Raw genomic sequence first — 17623 nt, forward strand, 5'->3', positions numbered from 1 at the left:
CTTGCAAGTTCGATGAATACACCCGCCCAGCCCATCACTCGCACGCGCGATCCGTGGCGCGCGATCCGCTACCTGTATCGCGTGCCGCTGCTGCTGCTGCACATCATCGTCGCCGTCGTGCTGGCGTTGACCGTGTTCACCTGGGCACGCCAGACCGTGGACAAGGGCCGCGAGCCGCTGGCGCACCGGCTGATCCGCTGGTGGTCGCGCGTGCTGCTGCGCATCTTCGGTTTCCGTGTCTATCGCTACGGGCGTCCGCTGCCGGACCCGGCCATGTTCGTGTGCAACCACTCCTCGTGGCTGGACATCGAGCTGATGCACACCCAGCGCGCGGTGTGCTTCGTGGCCAAGGCCGAGATCGCGCGCTGGCCGCTGGTCGGCTGGCTGGCCTCGACCGGCGGCACCATCTTCCACCGGCGCGGCAGCAACCATTCGCTCGGCGTGGTGATGAAGGAGATGACCCGGCGGCTCGGCGCGGGTCGCTCCGTGGCCGTGTTCCCCGAGGGCGGCACCAACGACGGCCGCAAGCTGAAGGTCTTCCATGCACGGATCTTCCAGGCCGCGCTGGACGCCGATGTGCCGGTGCAGCCAGCCGCGCTGCGCTTCATGCGCGACGGCGAGCGCTGCTACGACGCCGGCTTCCTGCCGAACGAGAGCTTCATGGGCAACTTCCTGCGCCTGCTCGGCGACCCGCCGCTGGACGTGGAAGTGCACTTCCTGAAACCGGTGCCGCGCTTCGACGCGGGCCGCAAGCGCATGGCCGAAACCGCACGCCAGGCCATCGCCGACGCACTGGACGGCGTCGGCGAGGGGGATCGGTGAGCCTGCCCCGCGGTGCCGACTTCCAGCCTCCGCGGCTGCTGCGCAACGGTCACGTGCAGACCATGCTGTCGTCCAGCAGCCTGCGTCGCCTGCTGCTGCGCCCGCTGGCGCGCAAGGTCAACGGCAACAGCGAAGACGTACGCTTCACCCTGTCCGACGGCGTGCGCCTGACCGGTGCGATCACCCGGCAGAAGATGCGTGACAAGGCGCGGGGTCTGGCCGTGGTCTACCACGGCTGGGAAGGCAGCATCGATTCCTCGTACGTGCTGCAGACCGGCGCCAGTCTGCTCGATGCCGGCTGGGACGTGTTCCGGCTCAACTTCCGCGATCACGGCGACACGCACCATCTGAATGTCGGCCTGTTCCACTCCTGCCTGATCCACGAGGTGGTCGAGGCCACCGCCGAGGCCGTCGCCCGCTTCCGCAATCCCGGCGCGCCGGTGGCGCTGGCCGGTTTCTCGCTGGGCGGCAATTTCGCCCTGCGCGTGGCCCTGCGCGCGCCGAGCGCGAATCTGCCGCTGGCGCACACCATCGCGATCTGTCCGGTGATCGATCCGCACGCCGGCCTGTTCTCGCTGGAAACCGCGCCGTGGATGTACGAGTGGTACTTCATGCACAAGTGGCGCGGATCGCTCAAGCGCAAGCAGAAGCTGTATCCGCAGCAGGACTACTTCACCAACGAGGATCTGCGCCAGGGCCTGCGCGGCCTGACCCGCGTGCAGGTCGAGCGGCACACCGAATTCGGCACGCTGGACGCCTATCTGGACGGCTATTCGGTCAGCGGCGAGCGTCTGGCCGAGCTGAAGGTGCCGACCACCATCCTCACCGCCGAGGACGATCCGGTGATCCCGGTGAATGAGTTCCGCGAGCTGACCCTGCCCCCCGAGGTCGAGCTGGACATCGCGCCGTACGGCGGCCACTGCAGCTTCATCCAGAACTGGAAGCTGCGCAGCTTCACCGACGACTACATCACCGCGCGCTTCAACGCCGCCGCCGAACGCACCGAACGTTTCTGAAACGCGCCTCGTCGGACGGACGCGGTTCCGCTTGACCCGGCAACCGCGTGCAGCGGCGTTCAGTCCGCCGGAACGCAGCGCACGCCGGCCCAGTCGCGCAACGCCTGCACGCGTTCGGCCATCAGCACCGACAGCGGCCGCGTCGAACGCAGTGCGTTTTCGAGCAACGCCTGATCCAGCACGCCGACCCCGCCCACGGTGTCATAGAGCGCGCTGACGATGGCCTGCTCGATCTCCGCGCCGGAGAATCCTTCGCTGATTGCAGCCAGCGCCGCCAGATCGAAGTGGGCGGGATCGAGATCGCGCTGTTTCAGGTGCAGCGTGAAGATCTCCTCGCGTACCGCCGCGCTGGGCAGGTCGACGAAGAAGATCTCGTCGAAACGGCCCTTGCGCAGCAGCTCCGGCGGCAGCTGGTCGACCGCGTTGGCGGTGGCGACCACGAAGACCCGCGCCTTGTGCTCGGCCATCCAGGTCAACAGGTAGCCGAGCACGCGACGCGACACACCGCCGTCATCGCCGCCGCCAGCCAGACCCTTCTCGATCTCGTCGATCCACAGCACGCACGGCGCCAGCAGTTCAGTCGACTGCAGCGCCTCGCGCAGGTTGCGCTCGGTCTCGCCGTGGAACTTGTTGTACAGCGTGCCGAAGTCCAGCCGCACCAGCGGCGCACCGAGGCCACCGGCAATGGCCTTGGCGGCCAGGCTCTTGCCGCAGCCCTGCACGCCCAGAAGCAGCAGGCCCTTGGGCGGGTCCAGCTTCGGCGCGTCCTCGCCGCCGAGGAACACCGGCCGGCGACGTTTCACCCATTGCTTGACGCGGCTCAGGCCGGCGACATCGGCGAAGCCCGCCGTGTCGTACTCGAAATGCAGCAGGCCGGAACGGTTCAGCAGTTCGAACTTGGCCTGCATCAGGCGCGGCAGATCGTCGGGGCCGAGCGCGTCGTCGTCGTGGATCAGCTTGCGCACGATGCGGCGCGCGTCGGCACGGGTCAGGCCCAGCAGGTTGCGCACGATCAGACGCGCGGCCTCGCCGTCCACCTCCAGCTTGCGACCGGTCTTGCGCTGCCAGGCCACCGCTTCGCTGCGTACCAGGCCAGCCATCGCCTTGAGGTCGGGCAGGCTCAGGCGCACCGTCGTCGCCAGCCGCTCCAACTCTTCCGGCAGCTCGATCTTGGCGCCCACCAGCACCAGCGTGTGCGGCGCGCTGCGCTGGCGCTGCACGATCTCGCGCAGCATGCGCCGCGTCATCGCGTAGCCCAGATACGGGTGCGCGTCGAACAGCAGGTAGATACCCGCCGTGTCGTGTTCGCGGATCGCCTCCAGCGTGCGCGACACGTCCGGCGGAACACTGGCCTCGGGCTGCTCGAAATCGAGTCGCGTCAGGCCGTCGGTGATGGTCCAGCGCCACAGCGGGCGCAGGTGCTGGCCGATCACGTGGCGGAAACTCTCGATCACGCGCTGCTCGTCGAGGGTCTCGATCACGATCAGCGGCGTCGACGCGCGCACCAGCGTGCCCAGGTCGTTCAGATTGTTCATGTGTCCCCCGATCTTCAGCGCGAAAAGATAACAGAAGCGCGCATGCGGTCATGCCGGTTTCGAGCCTGCCGGTGTAACCTGAGAGACCCGATCCGCACCGGAGCCATGCACCATGCGCACGCTGTTCGGACTCTTTCTTGGCGCGCTTGTCTTCACGGCGCACGCCGCGCCGCCCATCCAGCGGCTGAGCCTGCCGCCCGGTTTCCATATCGCGGTCTACTCGGACGACGTGCCCGGTGCGCGCGAACTGGCGCGCGGCCCGGACGGCACGATCTACGTGGGTTCGAACAACGGCCGCGTCTACGCGCTCACCGACCGCAACCACGATGGTCGCGCCGTCGCCGTGCACGTGCTCGCACACGGACTGCGCAACCCGATCGGCGTCGCCTTCCACCATGGCGACCTGTACGTGTCGGCGGTCGACCGCATCGTGGCACTGCGCGACATCGCCGACCATCTCGACGATCCGCCGAAGCCGCAGTTGGTGACCGATCACCTGCCCGACAAGTCCCATCACGGCGGCAAGTTCCTGGCCTTCGGCCCGGACGGCAAGCTGTATGTGCCGGTCGGCGCGCCCTGCAACATCTGCGCCCCGCCGCTGCCATTCGCCGCGCTGTGGCGCATGAACCCGGACGGCAGTCATCGCGAACTCGTCGCACGCGGCATCCGCAACACCGTCGGTTTCGACTGGCAACCGGGCAGCGGCAAGCTGTGGTTCACCGACAACGGCCGCGACATGATGGGCGACGACCTGCCCAGCGACGAACTGAACCGCGTCGACCGCCTCGGCGAGCACTTCGGCTATCCCTACTGCCACCAGGGCGACACGCCCGACCCGGAATACGGCAAGGGCCATCCCTGCAAGGACTACGCGCCGCCCGCGGCCAAGCTGGGCGCGCACGTGGCCGCGCTCGGCATGCGCTTCTACACCGGGACAATGTTCCCCGCGCGCTTCCACGGCGCAATCCTGATCGCCGAGCACGGCTCCTGGAACCGCACCAAGAAAAGCGGCTACCGCGTGATGGCCGTGCGCGTGAAGGGCGACCGCGTGCTGCAGCAGGTTCCGCTCGTCACCGGCTTCCAGCAGAACGAACGCGCCTGGGGTCGCCCGGTCGACGTGCTGCCGCTGCCCGACGGCAGCGTGCTGGTCAGCGACGACCTCGCTGGTGCGGTCTACCGCGTGACCTATTCGCCGCCGCATTGATGCCGGCGCGAGCCGACCCAATCTTCCTCACCGTTCCCAGCAAGGAGATGCCATGAAATTCCGCAGCGACAGTTTCGCCCACGGCGATCCGATCCCCACCGAATTCGCCTTCGGCAAGATCGGCGCGCCGGTCGAACTCTCCGACAATCGCAGCCCGCACCTGGCCTGGTCCGACGCGCCCGAGGGCACCCGCTCGTTCGCGCTGATCTGCGTGGACCCCGACGTGCCGAGCAAACCCGACGACGTCAATCAGGAGGGCCGCGAAGTGCCCGCCGACCTGCCGCGCGTGGAGTTCGTGCACTGGGTCATGGCCGACATCCCGGCCGAATGCGGCGAGTTCGAGGCCGGCGCGTGCTGCGAGGGCACCACGCCCCACGGCAAACGCGACCCGGCCGGCCCGCCCGGGTCGAAGCAAGGCATCAACGACTACACCGGCTGGTTCGCCGGCGACGAAAGCATGTCCGGCGACTACTACGGCTACGACGGTCCGTGCCCGCCGTGGAACGACAGCATCATCCACCACTACCACTTCAAGCTGTACGCGCTGGACGTGCCGAGCCTGGGTCTGGACGGACGCTTCGACCTGGCCGACCTGCGCCGCGCCATGGACGGTCACGTGCTGGCCGAGGCCGAGTGGATGGGCACCTACACGCTCAATCCCCGCCTGGCCGGATGATCGCGTCACCACAGGGGTTCAGCAACCAGTCACCTTGCTGAACCCTCGCGGCCGCACCATGAAAGCGTTCAGGACGGATGCACCGCCACGCTTCCAGGATGGTCGAGTCGATGCCACGACGATGCATCGACGCCGCGATACGGCGGCGCAATCAGAAGGATTTGCACATGCTTTCTTGGGCCATCACGTTTCTGATCATCGCCATCATCGCCGCCGTGCTCGGCTTCGGCGGCATCGCTGGCGCGGCAGCCGGCATTGCCAAGATCCTGTTCATCATTTTCCTGGTGCTGTTCATCGTCGCCCTGATCCGCGGTCGACGCACATAGCGCCTCCCACGCACGACACAGGAGAACATTCCCATGGCAAGCAAGAACAAAGAGAACGAAACGCATCCGGACTTCGACGAGCGCATCGCCGAAGGCGCCGAGCGCCTGAAGGAGCGCGAGTCGGCCGCCCTGCACGCCACCCGCGATGCGGTGGTCAGCGGCACCGAGCGCACCGAGCGCGCACTGCACCGTGCCACCGACGCCACCGCGTCCGCCGCGCAGCGCACCCACGACCGCGCCGCGCGCCTGGGCGAAAAGGGTCAGGAGAAATGGGCCGAGGGCCGGGACTACGCCGAACAGTCGCTGGATCGCGTGTTCGACTACGTGCGCGAGAACCCGGGCAAGTCCCTGGCCATGGCGGTAGCCGGCGGCTGGCTGCTCGGCAGCATCCTGCGTCGGCGCTGATCGGTGCAGTCGCCCGAAAGCGACGGCCCGGCGGAACCGGACGACGCGCCGCAGGACGCACCTCGCGACGAGGATGCGTCCGCGGATCGTCTGGACATTCCGGCCGCCTGGGAGGCCGCGCGAACGCTGTTCGACGCGACGCGCGAATTCGCCGTCGCGCTGTTCGCGCTCGCCCGCAGCGAACTGCGTCTGGCGCGGGTCAGCTGGCCGCTGGTGTTCGCGCTGGTGGTGGTGCTGGTCGGCCTCAGCTTGTCGCTGTGGGCCAGCCTCATCGCGCTGATCGGCTGGGGACTGTACCTGCTGACCCACTCGGTCGGGCTGGCGCTGGCCGCACTGGTCGGCGTGCATATCGTGCTGCTGGTCGTCGCCCGCCTGCTGCTGCGCCGCACCGCGCGCAACATGACCATGCCGGCCACCCGTGCCGAGATGCGCGACCTGTTCGCGCGCGCCCGGCGTGCTCCCGAGGATCGATAAAGCAATGCGCTACCGACGTGCCCTGATCGAATGCCACATGCGCCGCGCCGAAGCCACTGAGCAACGCCGGCGCGTCCGCGCGGCCGTGCAGACGCTGGACCGCCAGTACCGCGCCGCGCCGGCGCTACCGCTCGGCGTCGCCGCCCTGGGCGGCTTCCTGCTGGGCCGCCACCGCCCGGACTGGCGTCCGCCGCGCCGCGCATGGTCGCTGGCCTGGCGCTGGGGTTTCGGCTTCCTTCGCGGCGTACTGTAATGAACCGGCATCGAAGGCTTCACCACGACGCGGCGTCGTACCGCCGCGCCGGGAGAGGGACATGACGCAAGAACGGCCATCCGGCGAATCCAGGCTGCCGGCCACGCCGGGCGATGCGGCGGAGAAAGACGCCCGTCCGCTCGAACTGCGTCGCCCCACCCAGGCCATGAGCCTGATGCTGACCGCGCTGCTGGTGCTGGCGCTGCTCTACACGCTGGCGCTGAGCCAGACCCTGGTCGTGCCGCTGATGCTGGCGATGTTCCTCGGCCTGGGCCTGAACCCGCTGGTCGCCAGTGCGGCGCGCCTGCACATTCCGCGTTTTCTTTCGGCGATGGTCGTGATGTTGGCCGTGGCCGGCGGTTCGGTCGGCGCGGTCACGCTGCTGGCGCCGCCAGCGGTGAAGTGGCTGCAGCAGGCGCCGAGTGCGATCCGTCACGATCTGGCACCGAAGATCAAACCGTTCACGCGCAAGCTCGACGAGGCCAACCGCGCCACGCAATCCCTGGTCGGCAGCGGCACGCGGCATACGGCCACGCCGCGGCCGGCACGCTTCGATGTCTGGGACGTCATCGCCATCACCCCGCGCGTGCTGGCGTTCGCGCTCACCGTCGGTCTGCTGGTTTTCTTCTTCCTGATCTTCGGCGACCGCATGCTGCTGAAGCTGGTCGAGGTTTCGCCTTCGTTCGCCAGCAAGCGGCACGTGGTCACCATCGTGCGCAGTATCCAGGCCGAGGTGTCGCGCTACATCTTCACCGCCACCTGCATCAATTTCACACTGGGCGCTTTGACCGCGCTGATCCTGTGGGGCCTGAAGATGCCCGATCCGCTGCTGTGGGGCGGTCTGGCGGCACTGGCCAACTTCGTGCCCTACGTCGGCGCGATCAGCATGACGCTGGTGCTGACGGTGGCCGGCAGCATGCACTTCGACCACCTGCTCAATGCGCTGGCCCCGGCGCTGAGCTTCGCCGCGCTGACTTCCGTCGAGGGCAACCTGGTCACACCGATGATCATGGGCCGACGCATGCGCCTGTCACCGGTGGCGATCCTGATCTGGCTGTTGCTGTGGGCGTGGATCTGGGGCATCGCTGGCGCGCTGCTGGCGGTGCCGATGCTGACCACGGTAAAGCTGATCGCCGAACACATCCGCGGCTGGGAGTGGTTCGCCCACCTGGTCGGGCGCTGAGCGCGCCCCGCCGGCATCACCAGTCAATGGCCTGACCATCTTGGAAGAAACGGCCGGTCGGCGCGGGCGAAGGCAGACTCACCGCCCACACGATGCCCTCGGCGCCGCGTTCCACCGGTCGCCCACCCGGACCGCCGAGATCGGTGGCGACCCAGCCCGGGCACACCGCGTTGACCGTGATGCCGGTGCCGTCCAGTTCGTCGGCCAGCGTGCGCGTGTAGCTGTTGAGTGCCGCCTTCGACGCGCGATACGCAACGCAGTGCGGACCGCTCGACGAGCTCGCGCCGCAGCGGCTGGAGACATTCACGATGCGCCCGTAGCGATGCCGACGCATCAGCGGCAGCATGGCGCTCGTCAGCCGCCAGCTGCCGTACAGATGCGTGTCCATGGCAGCCTGCGCCGCGGCCAGATCGTTGCCGCTGGCGTCGGCATCGTGGTCGTAGTAGCCGCCGGCGTTGTTGACCAGCACATCGAGCCGTCCGTAGGTGATGTCGACCCAGCGCGCCAGCGTGTCGACCTGCTCCTGCCGCGTGACGTCCAGCTGCACCGCGACCACCTCGCCCGCTGCACCGACCAGACGACGCGCAGCGATCAGGCCCTTGTCCAGATCGCGCGCGCCGAGCAGCACGGTCATCCCGGTGGCGCTCAACTGATGCGCCACCTCGAAACCGAGTCCGCGGTTGGCGCCGCTGACCAGCGCAACGCGGTGCACCGGCGTCGCCGCCGGTCCCGGCCGGGCGCGCGCGTTCACGGCGTCCCGCCCGCTTCCGCGACGGCGCTGCACGACGCATCGCCGCATGCCTGCCACCCACCGCCAAGTGCCTTGTACAACGCCACCGCGCGCGTGTTGACCGCGGTTTCGGCCTGCGCCAGCTGGTCCTCGGCGGCCAGCTGCGTACGTTCGGCGTCGAGCAGTTCGAGGAAGCCGGTCGCACCCTCGCGGTAGCGCACGCGCGCCAGGTCGGCGGCGCGGCGGCTCTGACGACGCTGCTCCAGCAGTTCGTTGACGCGCACGCGCTCCTGGTTGAAACCGGTCACGGCGTTATCCACATCCTCGATTGCCAGCAGCACGGTCTGCCGGTAGTTCGCTTCCGCTGCGTCGGCGTCGGCTTCGCTGGCGTGCAGATTGGCGCGCACGCGCTGCACGTTCAGTCCATTCCAGGTAATGCTCGGCGCCAGTGACCAGGCGCGCGTGGCCGCGCCGCCGAAGTCGTTGCTGCGCCCGGCGAGAAAGCCGAGGAAACCGCCCAGACGCAGATGCGGAAAGTAATCCGCCTTGGCCACGCCAATGCGCGCGTTGGCTGCCGCGTAGGCGCGCTCGGCGGCCTGCACGTCGGGACGGCGCGCGAGGATGTCGCCGGCCGCACCGATCGGCAGATCGACAGCGATGGGACGGAAATTTTTCGCCGAAAGGTCGATGCCCAGTTCGCCTGGACGCTCGCCCAGCAGCACGGCGAGACGGTATTTTTCGGCACGAACGCGCGTCTTCAACACAGGCAATTGCGCACGCACGGCGCTGAGCCGCGCCTTGGCGCTGGCCAGTTCCTGCTCCGACGCGGCGCCGAGTTTCCGCCGCACTTCGATCAGATGCATGGTCTGCATCTGGTTATGGATGTCGCGCTGGGCGATGTCGAGCCGGGTCTGCGCGCCACGCAGTTCGAAGTAGTTGCGCGCCACCTCCGCCAGCAGGCTGACCTGCGCGTCACGCAGTTGCGCCTGACGCACACCGAGGTCAGCACGGGCGGCTTCGACCGAGCGACGCACGCCGCCGAACAGATCGATCTCCCACGATGCGTCGAAACCGGCGCGGTACGTCGTGACCGTGTGCCGCTGGTCGTCAAAGCCGGGCTGCTGGCCGCGGCTGCGCGTGTAATCCGCACCCGTGGTGAGGTCCGGCAAGTAGGCCGAATGCGCCACGCCGAGCTGCGCCCGCGACGCGCGCAAACGCGCCACGGCGATGCGCAGATCGAGATTGTTGGCCGCCGCATGACGGATCAGCGCATCCAGCATCGGATCGTCGAATTGTTTCCACCATGCCGCCTGGAACGCGGCTGCGTGCTCCTGCCCGGCCTGCAGATCCTGCAGCGTCGGCACCGCCGGATGCGGCATGCGGTAGTCCGGCCCCACACTGGCACAGCCGGCGAGGACCACGGCCGCGACCAGCGCGGCCATTTTCATCAGCGATCGTTTCATCTCAGGAATGCTCCAACTGCGGCAGCGCATGCTGCTCAGCGCGCTCCCGGGCGCGCGCCTGGCGGCGTTCCACCAGGGCGCGAATGACGACATAGAACAGCGGCGTGTAGATCAGGCCGAACAGCGTCACGCCGAGCATGCCGGAGAACACGGCCACGCCCATGGCGTGACGCATCTCCGCACCGGCGCCGTGCGAGGTCACCAGCGGCACCACACCCATGATGAACGCGAACGAGGTCATCAGGATCGGACGCAGTCGCAGCTTCGCCGCCTGCAACACCGCCTCGTGCCGGGACATGCCCTCGTGCTGGCGTTCACGGGCGAACTCGACGATCAGGATCGCGTTCTTGCACGCCAGGCCCACCAGCACGATCAGGCCGATCTGGGTGAAGATGTTGTTGTCGCCGCCGCTCAGCCACACGCCGGCGATGGCCGACAGCAGCACCATCGGCACGATCGAGATCACCGCCAGCGGCAACGACCAGCTCTCGTACAGCGACGACAGCACCAGGAACACCAGCAGCACGCACAGCGGGAACACCAGCACCGCGGTGTTGCCGGCGAGGATCTGCTGGTAGGTCAGCTCGGTCCACTCGAAGCTCATGCCGTTGGGCAGGTTGTCCTTGGCCAGCTTTTCCATGGCCGCCTGCGCCTGACCGGAACTGAAGCCGGGCGCGGGACCGCCGTTGATCTCCGCGGTCGGGTAGCCGTTGTAGTGCTGCACGCGGTCCGGGCCGGAACCGCGGTGCACGGTGACGAACGAACCCAGCGGCACCATCTGCCCCTGCGCGTTGCGCGTCTTCAGGCCGAGAATGTCCTGCGGCGTGTGGCGGAAGGCCGGATCCGCCGAGACATTGACCGGGTAGGTACGGCCGAAGCGGTTGAAGTCGTTGACGTACAGCGAACCGAGGTAGGCCTGCATGGTCTGATAGGCATCGGTCAAGCTGACGCCTTCGGCCTTGGCCTTCTCGCGGTCCACGTCGGCGTCCACCTGCGGCACGCTGACCTGGAAGCTGGAGAACAGGCCGGCCAGCGCCGGGTCCTTGCGGCTCTTGGCGATCAGGTTCTGGGTCTGCTTGTACAGCGCGTCGAAGCCGCGGTCGGCGCGGTCCTCGATCTGCATGCGGAAGCCGCCGATCGTGCCCAGCCCCATCACCGGCGGCGGCGGGAACACGGCAATGTAGGCGTCCTGGATCGACGCGTACTTCTGGTTCAGCGCACCGGCGATGGCGCCGGCCGACAGCGCCTTGCTGCGGCGCTGGTCGAACGGCTTCAGCGTCACGAACACGATGCCGGAGTTGGAACTGTTGGTGAAGCCGTTGATGGACAGGCCCGGAAACGCCACCGCGCTCTGCACGCCCGGCTGCTTCAGCGCGATCGCGCTCATGCGGTGTATGACGTCCTCGGTGCGGTCCAGCGTGGCCGCGTCCGGCAGCTGCGCGAACGACACCAGATACTGCTTGTCCTGCGTCGGCACGAAGCCGCTCGGCACGTGGGCAAAACCGAACCAGGTCAGGCCGATCAGGCCGGCATAGATCACCAGCGCGATGGTGCCCTTGCCGAGCACGCGTTTCACGCCGCCGACGTACGCGTCCGATCCGCGATGGAACAATCGGTTGAACGGATGGAACAGCCAGCCCAGACCGCGCTCCATCCAGCGCGTCAGACGATCCTTGGGCGCGTCGTGGCCCTTCAGCAGCACAGCGGCCAGCGCCGGACTCAGGGTCAGCGAGTTGAACGCCGAGATCACCGTGGAGATGGCGATGGTCAGCGCGAATTGACGGTAGAACTGGCCGGTCAGGCCGCTGACGAAGGCGGTCGGCACAAACACCGCGCACAGCACCAGCGCCGTGGCCACGATCGGTCCGGTGACCTCGCGCATGGCCTTGCGCGTGGCCTCGCGCGGCGACTGGCCCAGCTCGATGTGCCGCTCGACGTTCTCCACCACCACGATGGCGTCGTCGACCACGATGCCGATCGCCAGCACCAACCCGAACAGCGACAGCGCGTTCAGCGAGAAGCCGGCCACGAACATCACCGCGAACGTGCCGATCAACGACACCGGCACCGCCACCAGTGGAATGATCGACGCGCGCCAGGTCTGCAGGAACAGAATCACCACCAGCACCACCAGCAGGATCGCTTCCAGCAGCGTATGCGCGACCGCCTCGATCGAGCCGCGCACGAACACGGTCGGATCGTAGACGATGGAATAGTCCACGCCCTGCGGAAAATTCTTCTTCAGCCGCGCCATGGTGGCGCGCACTTCGTCGGAAATCTGGATGGCGTTGGAACCCGGACGGGCGAAGATCGGCATTGCCACCGCCGGCTTGTTGTCGAGCAGGCTGCGCAGTGCGTAGTTGTCCGAACCGAGCTGTACGCGGGCGACGTCGCCCAGATGCACCACGCCGCCATCGGCATCGGTGCGCAGAATGATGTTGCGGAAGTCGTCCGCGCTGACCAGACGCCCGCGCGTGTTGATGTTGAGCTGGAACGCCGAATGCGTCGGACCCGGCGGCGCATTCAGCGCACCGGCGGCGACCTGCACGTTCTGCTCGCGGATCGCCTTGACCACATCCCCCGTGGTCAGGCTGCGCTGGGCCAGCTTCTGCGGGTCCAGCCACACGCGCATGCTGTACTGGCCGGCGCCGAAGATCTGCACGTCACCCACGCCCTGCAGGCGGCCGAGCACGTCCTTCACGTGCAGCCGCGCGTAGTTCGACAGGTACAGCATGTCGTAGCGTTTGTTGGGCGAGGTCAGGTGCACGACCATGGTCAGGTCGGGTGAACTCTTCTGCGTGGTCACGCCCAGTCGCTGCACTTCCTCGGGCAGCTTGGGCAGCGCCTGCGCGACACGGTTCTGCACTTCGACCTGGGCGTTGTCCAGATCCGTGCCGAGGGCGAAGGTCACGGTCAGGGTCAACGCGCCGTCGCTGGTCGACTGCGAGGCGCTGTACAGCATGCCCTGCACGCCGTTGATCTGTTCCTCCAGCGGCGTGGCGACAGTCTCGGCGATGACCTTGGGATTAGCGCCCGGATAGCGGGCGTGCACTACCACGGTGGGCGGCACCACTTCGGGATATTCGCTGATCGGCAGCTGGAAGACCGCGATGCTGCCTGCGATCACGAACAGCAGCGACAGCACCGCGGCCATGATCGGCCGGTCAACGAAAAACTGGGCAAAATTCTTCATGGGACGGATTCAGTCCTTCGACGCGCCGTGACCGACCGCGGCGGTCGTCACGGACGCGGTCGCGTCATCGGGTGTGGGATGCTTCTTCGCATGCGGCGCGGTGGCCTCGACCAGCGCCCTGTCGTGCGCGTCCAGGCGGTAGTCCATCGCCACGCGCTCAGGCTTGACCTCGACGCCGGGGCGCACGTGCTGCAGGCCGTTGACGACCACCATCGCATCGCCCTTCAGACCGCCGTCGATGACGCGCAGGCCGTGGTACAGCCCACCGGTCTCGACCTTGCGGTAGGCGACCTTGTTCTGCTTGTCGAGCACGTACACGAACTGGTTGCCCAGGTCGGTGCCGATAGCGCGGTCGTCGACCAGCAGACGCGGCCGCGGTGCGCCGCTCTGCAGCTTCACGCGCGCATACAGGCCCGGCGTGTACAGGCCGTCGCGATTATCGAACACCGCGCGCAGGCGCATCGTGCCGGAGCCGCTGTGCAGCTGGTTGTCGACGAAGTCGATGCGGCCGCGATGCGGATAGCCGGTCTCATCGGCCAGCCCCATGGTCGCGCCGATGTGCGCGGTGCCGCCGTTCCGCGCCGCCTCGGCGCGCAGGTGGTCGAGCTTGAGCCAGGTCTGCTCGTCGACATCGAAGTACACGTACACCGGATTGACGGTGACCACGCTGGTCAATACGTCGCGGGTGCCGACCAGATTGCCCGGCGTGATGCGGATGTTGCTGACGCGGCCATCGATGGGCGCGCGCACCTTGGTGAAATCCAGTTTCAGCTGCGCCGCCGCCAGCGCCGCGCGCGTGGCGTCGAACGTGGCCTGCGCACTCTGCGCCGCCGTATCCAGCCGATCCGCTTCCTGCTGCGCGATGGCGTGTTGGGCCAGCAGCATCTCGCCGCGACGCTGGTTGGTCTGCGCCAGCGCTCGTTCGGCCTTGGCCTGGGCCAGGCTGGCGCGCAGACGATCCACTTCGGCCTGGTACGGGCGGGCGTCCAGCTGGAACAGCACGTCGCCCTTGTGCACCAGCGCGCCTTCGTCGAAGTGCACCGATTCGACGAACCCGCTGACGCGGGGCCGTACCTGCACCGTGTTCACGGCCTGCAGGCGACCGGTGAAGTCCGCGCTGTCGCTGACCTTGCGGGTCAGCACGCGGGCCACGGTCACCGCGGGCTTCATGCCGGCGCCTGCCGTGCCCGCCGGCGCGCGACCGTGCAGCAGCCATGCGCTGCCGCCCACCGCGATGGCGAGCAGAGGGAGAAATACCCATCGCTTCTTGATCATCTCGAGCTCCCGGAGTCTTTGCGGCCGGGCACGTGCCCGGCGAGGGGTCGAGAGAATAGGTACACTTGCCAGTATAGAAAATACGTTCTACGCTCAATTCACTCTTGAGCCACAGTCACGAATCGACGGGAAAAACCCACGATGGAAGACTTTTCAGCCATATCCGCGTTCGTCCGCGTGGTCGACGCGAAGACCTTCGCCGCCGCCGCCAAGCAGCTCGGCATGACGCCCTCGGGGGTCAGCCGGGCGGTCACGCGCCTGGAGACCCAGCTCGGCGCCCGGCTCCTGTTTCGCTCCACTCGCTCACTACGTTTGACCGACGATGGCGCCGCGTTCTATGCACGTTGCAAGGAGATACTTGCCGATCTCAACGAGGCGACCGAGGCACTCGACCGCGCCAATCGCAAGCCGACCGGCAAGTTGCGGGTGGGCATCTCGCTGTCCGTGGGCCGCGCGGCAGTGATCCCGCGGCTGGACGAATTCGAGCAGCGCTATCCCGACATCCGTCTGGAACTGTCGATGACCGATTCGCCATCCAACCTCAACGGCGAGGGCCTGGATTGCGCGATCCGCGTCGGCCAGCTGGACGATTCCAGCCTGATCGCGCGCAAGATCGGCTACCTGCGCAACATCGTCTGCGCCTCACCGGCATATCTGGAACGCTTCGGCGCGCCGCGCAGCATCGACGACCTGAAGAACCATCGCTGCATCAACTATGTCCTGCCCAACGGGCGACCACGACCATGGCAGTTCGACACGCCCGGCGGCCAGCAGGCCGTCGACATCGACGCGCACATGCTCATCAACGACGGTGAATCAGTGCTGCAAGCGGTGGCGGCGGGATTGGGCATCACCCAGACTCCGCGAATGCTGGCCTCGTGCATGCTCGACAAGGGCATGCTTGAAGTGGTGATGCCGGAGACGATCTCGACCGGCAAACCCGTGTGGATCGTCTATCCGCAGCGCAAGCACCTGTCGGCGCGCGTGCAGGTGTTCATCGAGTGGGTGCGCGAGCTGTTCGACCGCACCAACGAGCCGATGGCGACCAAGCTCGGCAAGCCCGCGAAGAAAGCGCGCCCGCCGGAGCCGGTCGAAGCGTGACGACCCTCGCCGCCGCCCAACGCGGCGGCGAACTGCCTCAGGCGCCGCCCGGAAGCAGCAGCAGCAGGGCCACGCCCAGCGCGATCCGGTAGATCGCGAACGGCGTGAAGCGGTGCGTACGTATGTAGCCGAGCAGCCACTTCACGGCGATGAAGGCGACGATGGCCGAGACCACGAAGCCTACGCCCAGCGCCGTCCAGTCCTCGTGCGCCGCGCCGCCGTCCTGCAGCACTTTCAGCATTTCGTAGCCGGTCGCCGCGTACATGGTCGGGATGCCGACCAGAAATGCGAATTCGGTCGCCGACTCGCGGTTGCTGGTGCCGAACAGCATGGCCGCGAAAATGGTCGCGGCCGAGCGCGATGTGCCGGGGAAGATGCCGGCAACCATCTGCGCGATGCCGACCAGGATCGCCACGGTCCAGGTAATCTCGCGCCGGTCCGGCTTGCGCGCGGCGACCTGCTCGGCCGCCAGCATCCAGAAGCCACCGACGATCAGCGCCCACGCCACCGGCGTCACCGTCTCCGGCAGCTTGAAGCCGTGCTTGACCGCGATCAGCCCGAGCACGGCGGTGATGAGGAACGCGACAATGAGCTTGAACAGGTAGTCGCGGTTGGCCGGATCGCGCCACTGCGTCAGCAGCTGCCAGATGCGCTTCCAGTAGATCAGCGTCACCGCCAGGATCGCGCCCGCCTGAATGCCGACGTTGAACAGATCCGAGCGCGCGCCGAGCCAGCGTTCGGCGATCAACAGGTGGCCAGTCGAGGAGATCGGCAGGAACTCGGTAATGCCCTCGATGATGCCGAGGACGATGACGCGGATCAGGTCGTGCATGGGCGCGGGGTCCGTCGCAAAAAACCGCAGTGTACGCGTAACGTCGTCGGAAATCGGGGCAAAACACGGGCAAATCGCGCAATGAACCCGTCACACGGTGACTTTCGCCTTGGCTCCAGCCGCTTCCCTGCGACATGCCTCGTAATCTGCACCAGCAATTCGCACGATGTGCATGAGGCATGCGGTGCGGGTCCCGCTCCATACGCTCACGGGTGCGCCTGCACCGGTACTTGTGTCTTATCCGCCCGCCGGCCGAATGATCGGCGGGGGACGCTCAGGCCGCCAGCTCATCGAAGGCCGTCGGCGTGCGATCCGCGCCGAAGCGGAAACTCGACGCGGCCACCCCCATGAAGCGCTCGCCATAGACGCATACCGCCGGATCATCCTGCGCCGCGCCCAGCACCACCATCAACGGGATCAGGTGATCCTCGCGCGGATGAGCTTCGCGCGCCGAGGGCGCCTGCGCCCAGTGCATCAGCGCTTCGCGCCGCGCCTCGGGGCCGGCGGCCAGGGTTTGCCGTAGCCAACCGTCAAACTGCATGGCCGGCTCCGCGCCGGCGGGGCCGAACTTCGACAGATTGTGGTAGCTCAGTCCGCTGCCCACGATGAGGATGCCCTCGTCGCGCAGCGGCGCTAGCGCCTGGCCCGCGCGCCAGTGCTCGGCCGGGTCGTAACCGTGTCGCAGCGACAGCTGCACGATCGGCATGTCTGCATCCGGATAGATCGGCTTCATCATGCTGAACGTGCCGTGGTCGAAGCCGCGTTCGGCATCGGCGCGCGCCGGCAGATCCGCCGCGGACAGTAATCCGCGCACGCGCTCGGCCAGCGTCGGCGCACCTGGCGCCGGATACTGGATGTGATACAGGTATTCGGGAAACCCGTAGTAGTCGAACACCATGCCTGGTGCAGGCGAGGACGACACTGTGTATGCGTCTTCTTCCCAATGCCCGGTCACCACCAGTACCGCACGCGGCCGCTCCGGCAGCTGGGCGGGAAGATCCTGCAACGACCGTTCCAGCAGGCGGTAGTGTTCGCGCATCGGCCCTTTCATGTACGGCCAGGGGCCGCCGCCGTGGGAGAGGAAATAGGTGGGAAAACGCGGCGCGCTCATGACGGGTTCTCGTGATGTCGACGC

Annotated in this window: 17 protein-coding genes; 10 read left to right on the forward strand and 7 right to left on the reverse strand. The window is 67.5% G+C overall.

Translation table 11 applies throughout. The features are described from left to right. Window positions 1-12 precede the first annotated feature (12 nt). Both BTJ49_RS10890 and BTJ49_RS10895 read left to right on the forward strand, forming a co-directional pair. Entirely contained in the window at window positions 13-822 is an 810-nt protein-coding gene (locus tag BTJ49_RS10890) for a lysophospholipid acyltransferase family protein (RefSeq protein WP_113065440.1), read from the forward strand. Then, the gene (locus tag BTJ49_RS10895; protein WP_113065441.1) at window positions 819-1838 is read left to right on the forward strand and encodes an alpha/beta fold hydrolase; all 1020 of its coding nucleotides are present in this window, start codon (window positions 819-821) and stop codon (window positions 1836-1838) included. Before BTJ49_RS10890 ends, BTJ49_RS10895 begins: the two co-directional genes overlap by 4 nt. A 59-nt stretch (window positions 1839-1897) precedes the next feature. On the opposite strand, the gene BTJ49_RS10900 is transcribed toward BTJ49_RS10895, so the two are convergent. Further along, the gene (locus BTJ49_RS10900; RefSeq protein ID WP_113065442.1) at window positions 1898-3373 is read right to left on the reverse strand and encodes an AAA family ATPase; all 1476 of its coding nucleotides are present in this window, start codon (window positions 3371-3373) and stop codon (window positions 1898-1900) included. 112 nt (window positions 3374-3485) lie between these two features. Here BTJ49_RS10900 and BTJ49_RS10905 point away from each other — a divergent pair, with 112 nt between their 5' ends. The 7 genes from BTJ49_RS10905 (at window position 3486) to BTJ49_RS10935 (ending at window position 7894) form a co-directional block, all read left to right on the forward strand. Then, window positions 3486-4577: a PQQ-dependent sugar dehydrogenase gene (locus BTJ49_RS10905; protein ID WP_113065443.1), complete on the forward strand. Its 1092-nt coding sequence runs from the start codon at window positions 3486-3488 to the stop codon at window positions 4575-4577. Between the two features lie 52 nt (window positions 4578-4629). Continuing rightward, the gene (locus BTJ49_RS10910; protein ID WP_113065444.1) at window positions 4630-5253 is read left to right on the forward strand and encodes a YbhB/YbcL family Raf kinase inhibitor-like protein; all 624 of its coding nucleotides are present in this window, start codon (window positions 4630-4632) and stop codon (window positions 5251-5253) included. 167 nt (window positions 5254-5420) lie between these two features. Then, window positions 5421-5579 (forward strand): DUF1328 domain-containing protein, encoded by a 159-nt coding sequence (locus tag BTJ49_RS10915; protein ID WP_113065610.1) that lies wholly within the window; start codon window positions 5421-5423, stop codon window positions 5577-5579. A gap of 33 nt (window positions 5580-5612) precedes the next feature. After that, window positions 5613-5984, forward strand: coding sequence for a hypothetical protein (locus tag BTJ49_RS10920; RefSeq protein WP_113065445.1), 372 nt, complete (start codon window positions 5613-5615; stop codon window positions 5982-5984). Window positions 5985-5987: 3 nt separating this feature from the next. Further along, window positions 5988-6458 carry a hypothetical protein gene (locus tag BTJ49_RS10925; RefSeq protein WP_113065446.1) on the forward strand — a complete coding sequence of 157 codons (471 nt, stop codon included), beginning with the start codon at window positions 5988-5990 and terminating at the stop codon, window positions 6456-6458. A gap of 4 nt (window positions 6459-6462) precedes the next feature. Continuing rightward, complete coding sequence (locus tag BTJ49_RS10930) at window positions 6463-6711, forward strand: hypothetical protein (RefSeq protein ID WP_113065447.1); 249 nt, start codon at window positions 6463-6465, stop codon at window positions 6709-6711. A gap of 61 nt (window positions 6712-6772) precedes the next feature. Then, window positions 6773-7894 carry an AI-2E family transporter gene (locus BTJ49_RS10935; protein WP_240601814.1) on the forward strand — a complete coding sequence of 374 codons (1122 nt, stop codon included), beginning with the start codon at window positions 6773-6775 and terminating at the stop codon, window positions 7892-7894. A gap of 16 nt (window positions 7895-7910) precedes the next feature. On the opposite strand, the gene BTJ49_RS10940 is transcribed toward BTJ49_RS10935, so the two are convergent. Genes BTJ49_RS10940 through BTJ49_RS10955 form a run of 4 tightly spaced genes read right to left on the reverse strand, consistent with a single transcriptional unit; the run spans window position 7911 to window position 14555 of the window. Next, window positions 7911-8645, reverse strand: a complete 735-nt coding sequence (locus tag BTJ49_RS10940; protein WP_113065612.1) for an SDR family NAD(P)-dependent oxidoreductase — start codon at window positions 8643-8645, stop codon at window positions 7911-7913. Then, a complete protein-coding gene (locus tag BTJ49_RS10945) occupies window positions 8642-10087 on the reverse strand; it encodes a TolC family protein (protein ID WP_168184719.1) in 1446 nt (481 codons plus the stop codon). Before BTJ49_RS10945 ends, BTJ49_RS10940 begins: the two co-directional genes overlap by 4 nt. A 1-nt stretch (window position 10088) precedes the next feature. Next, complete coding sequence (locus BTJ49_RS10950; protein ID WP_113065448.1) at window positions 10089-13280, reverse strand: efflux RND transporter permease subunit; 3192 nt, start codon at window positions 13278-13280, stop codon at window positions 10089-10091. 9 nt (window positions 13281-13289) lie between these two features. Next, complete coding sequence (locus BTJ49_RS10955) at window positions 13290-14555, reverse strand: efflux RND transporter periplasmic adaptor subunit (RefSeq protein ID WP_113065449.1); 1266 nt, start codon at window positions 14553-14555, stop codon at window positions 13290-13292. Between the two features lie 141 nt (window positions 14556-14696). Here BTJ49_RS10955 and BTJ49_RS10960 point away from each other — a divergent pair, with 141 nt between their 5' ends. Beyond that, on the forward strand, window positions 14697-15656 hold the full coding sequence (locus BTJ49_RS10960) for a LysR family transcriptional regulator (RefSeq protein WP_113065450.1): 960 nt from the start codon (window positions 14697-14699) through the stop codon (window positions 15654-15656). 37 nt (window positions 15657-15693) lie between these two features. On the opposite strand, the gene BTJ49_RS10965 is transcribed toward BTJ49_RS10960, so the two are convergent. Continuing rightward, entirely contained in the window at window positions 15694-16488 is a 795-nt protein-coding gene (locus BTJ49_RS10965) for an undecaprenyl-diphosphate phosphatase (protein WP_113065451.1), read from the reverse strand. A 274-nt stretch (window positions 16489-16762) separates the two neighbouring features. Then, on the reverse strand, window positions 16763-17599 hold the full coding sequence (locus BTJ49_RS10970; RefSeq protein WP_113065452.1) for a class III extradiol ring-cleavage dioxygenase: 837 nt from the start codon (window positions 17597-17599) through the stop codon (window positions 16763-16765). Window positions 17600-17623 lie beyond the last annotated feature (24 nt).

Source organism: Oleiagrimonas sp. MCCC 1A03011, from assembly GCF_003267965.1.
Lineage (GTDB): Bacteria > Pseudomonadota > Gammaproteobacteria > Xanthomonadales > Rhodanobacteraceae > Oleiagrimonas > Oleiagrimonas citrea.

Coding starts and splice junctions, on each gene's coding strand:
- BTJ49_RS10905 (WP_113065443.1), top strand. CDS start 3,486: ATGCGCACGCTGTTCGGACTCTTTCTTGGCGCGCTTGTCTTCACGGCG.
- BTJ49_RS10920 (WP_113065445.1), top strand. CDS start 5,613: ATGGCAAGCAAGAACAAAGAGAACGAAACGCATCCGGACTTCGACGAG.
- BTJ49_RS10950 (WP_113065448.1), bottom strand. CDS start 13,280: ATGAAGAATTTTGCCCAGTTTTTCGTTGACCGGCCGATCATGGCCGCG.
- BTJ49_RS10915 (WP_113065610.1), top strand. CDS start 5,421: ATGCTTTCTTGGGCCATCACGTTTCTGATCATCGCCATCATCGCCGCC.
- BTJ49_RS10935 (WP_240601814.1), top strand. CDS start 6,773: ATGACGCAAGAACGGCCATCCGGCGAATCCAGGCTGCCGGCCACGCCG.
- BTJ49_RS10960 (WP_113065450.1), top strand. CDS start 14,697: ATGGAAGACTTTTCAGCCATATCCGCGTTCGTCCGCGTGGTCGACGCG.
- BTJ49_RS10910 (WP_113065444.1), top strand. CDS start 4,630: ATGAAATTCCGCAGCGACAGTTTCGCCCACGGCGATCCGATCCCCACC.
- BTJ49_RS10945 (WP_168184719.1), bottom strand. CDS start 10,087: ATGAAACGATCGCTGATGAAAATGGCCGCGCTGGTCGCGGCCGTGGTC.
- BTJ49_RS10900 (WP_113065442.1), bottom strand. CDS start 3,373: ATGAACAATCTGAACGACCTGGGCACGCTGGTGCGCGCGTCGACGCCG.
- BTJ49_RS10970 (WP_113065452.1), bottom strand. CDS start 17,599: ATGAGCGCGCCGCGTTTTCCCACCTATTTCCTCTCCCACGGCGGCGGC.
- BTJ49_RS10930 (WP_113065447.1), top strand. CDS start 6,463: ATGCGCTACCGACGTGCCCTGATCGAATGCCACATGCGCCGCGCCGAA.
- BTJ49_RS10890 (WP_113065440.1), top strand. CDS start 13: ATGAATACACCCGCCCAGCCCATCACTCGCACGCGCGATCCGTGGCGC.
- BTJ49_RS10955 (WP_113065449.1), bottom strand. CDS start 14,555: ATGATCAAGAAGCGATGGGTATTTCTCCCTCTGCTCGCCATCGCGGTG.
- BTJ49_RS10965 (WP_113065451.1), bottom strand. CDS start 16,488: ATGCACGACCTGATCCGCGTCATCGTCCTCGGCATCATCGAGGGCATT.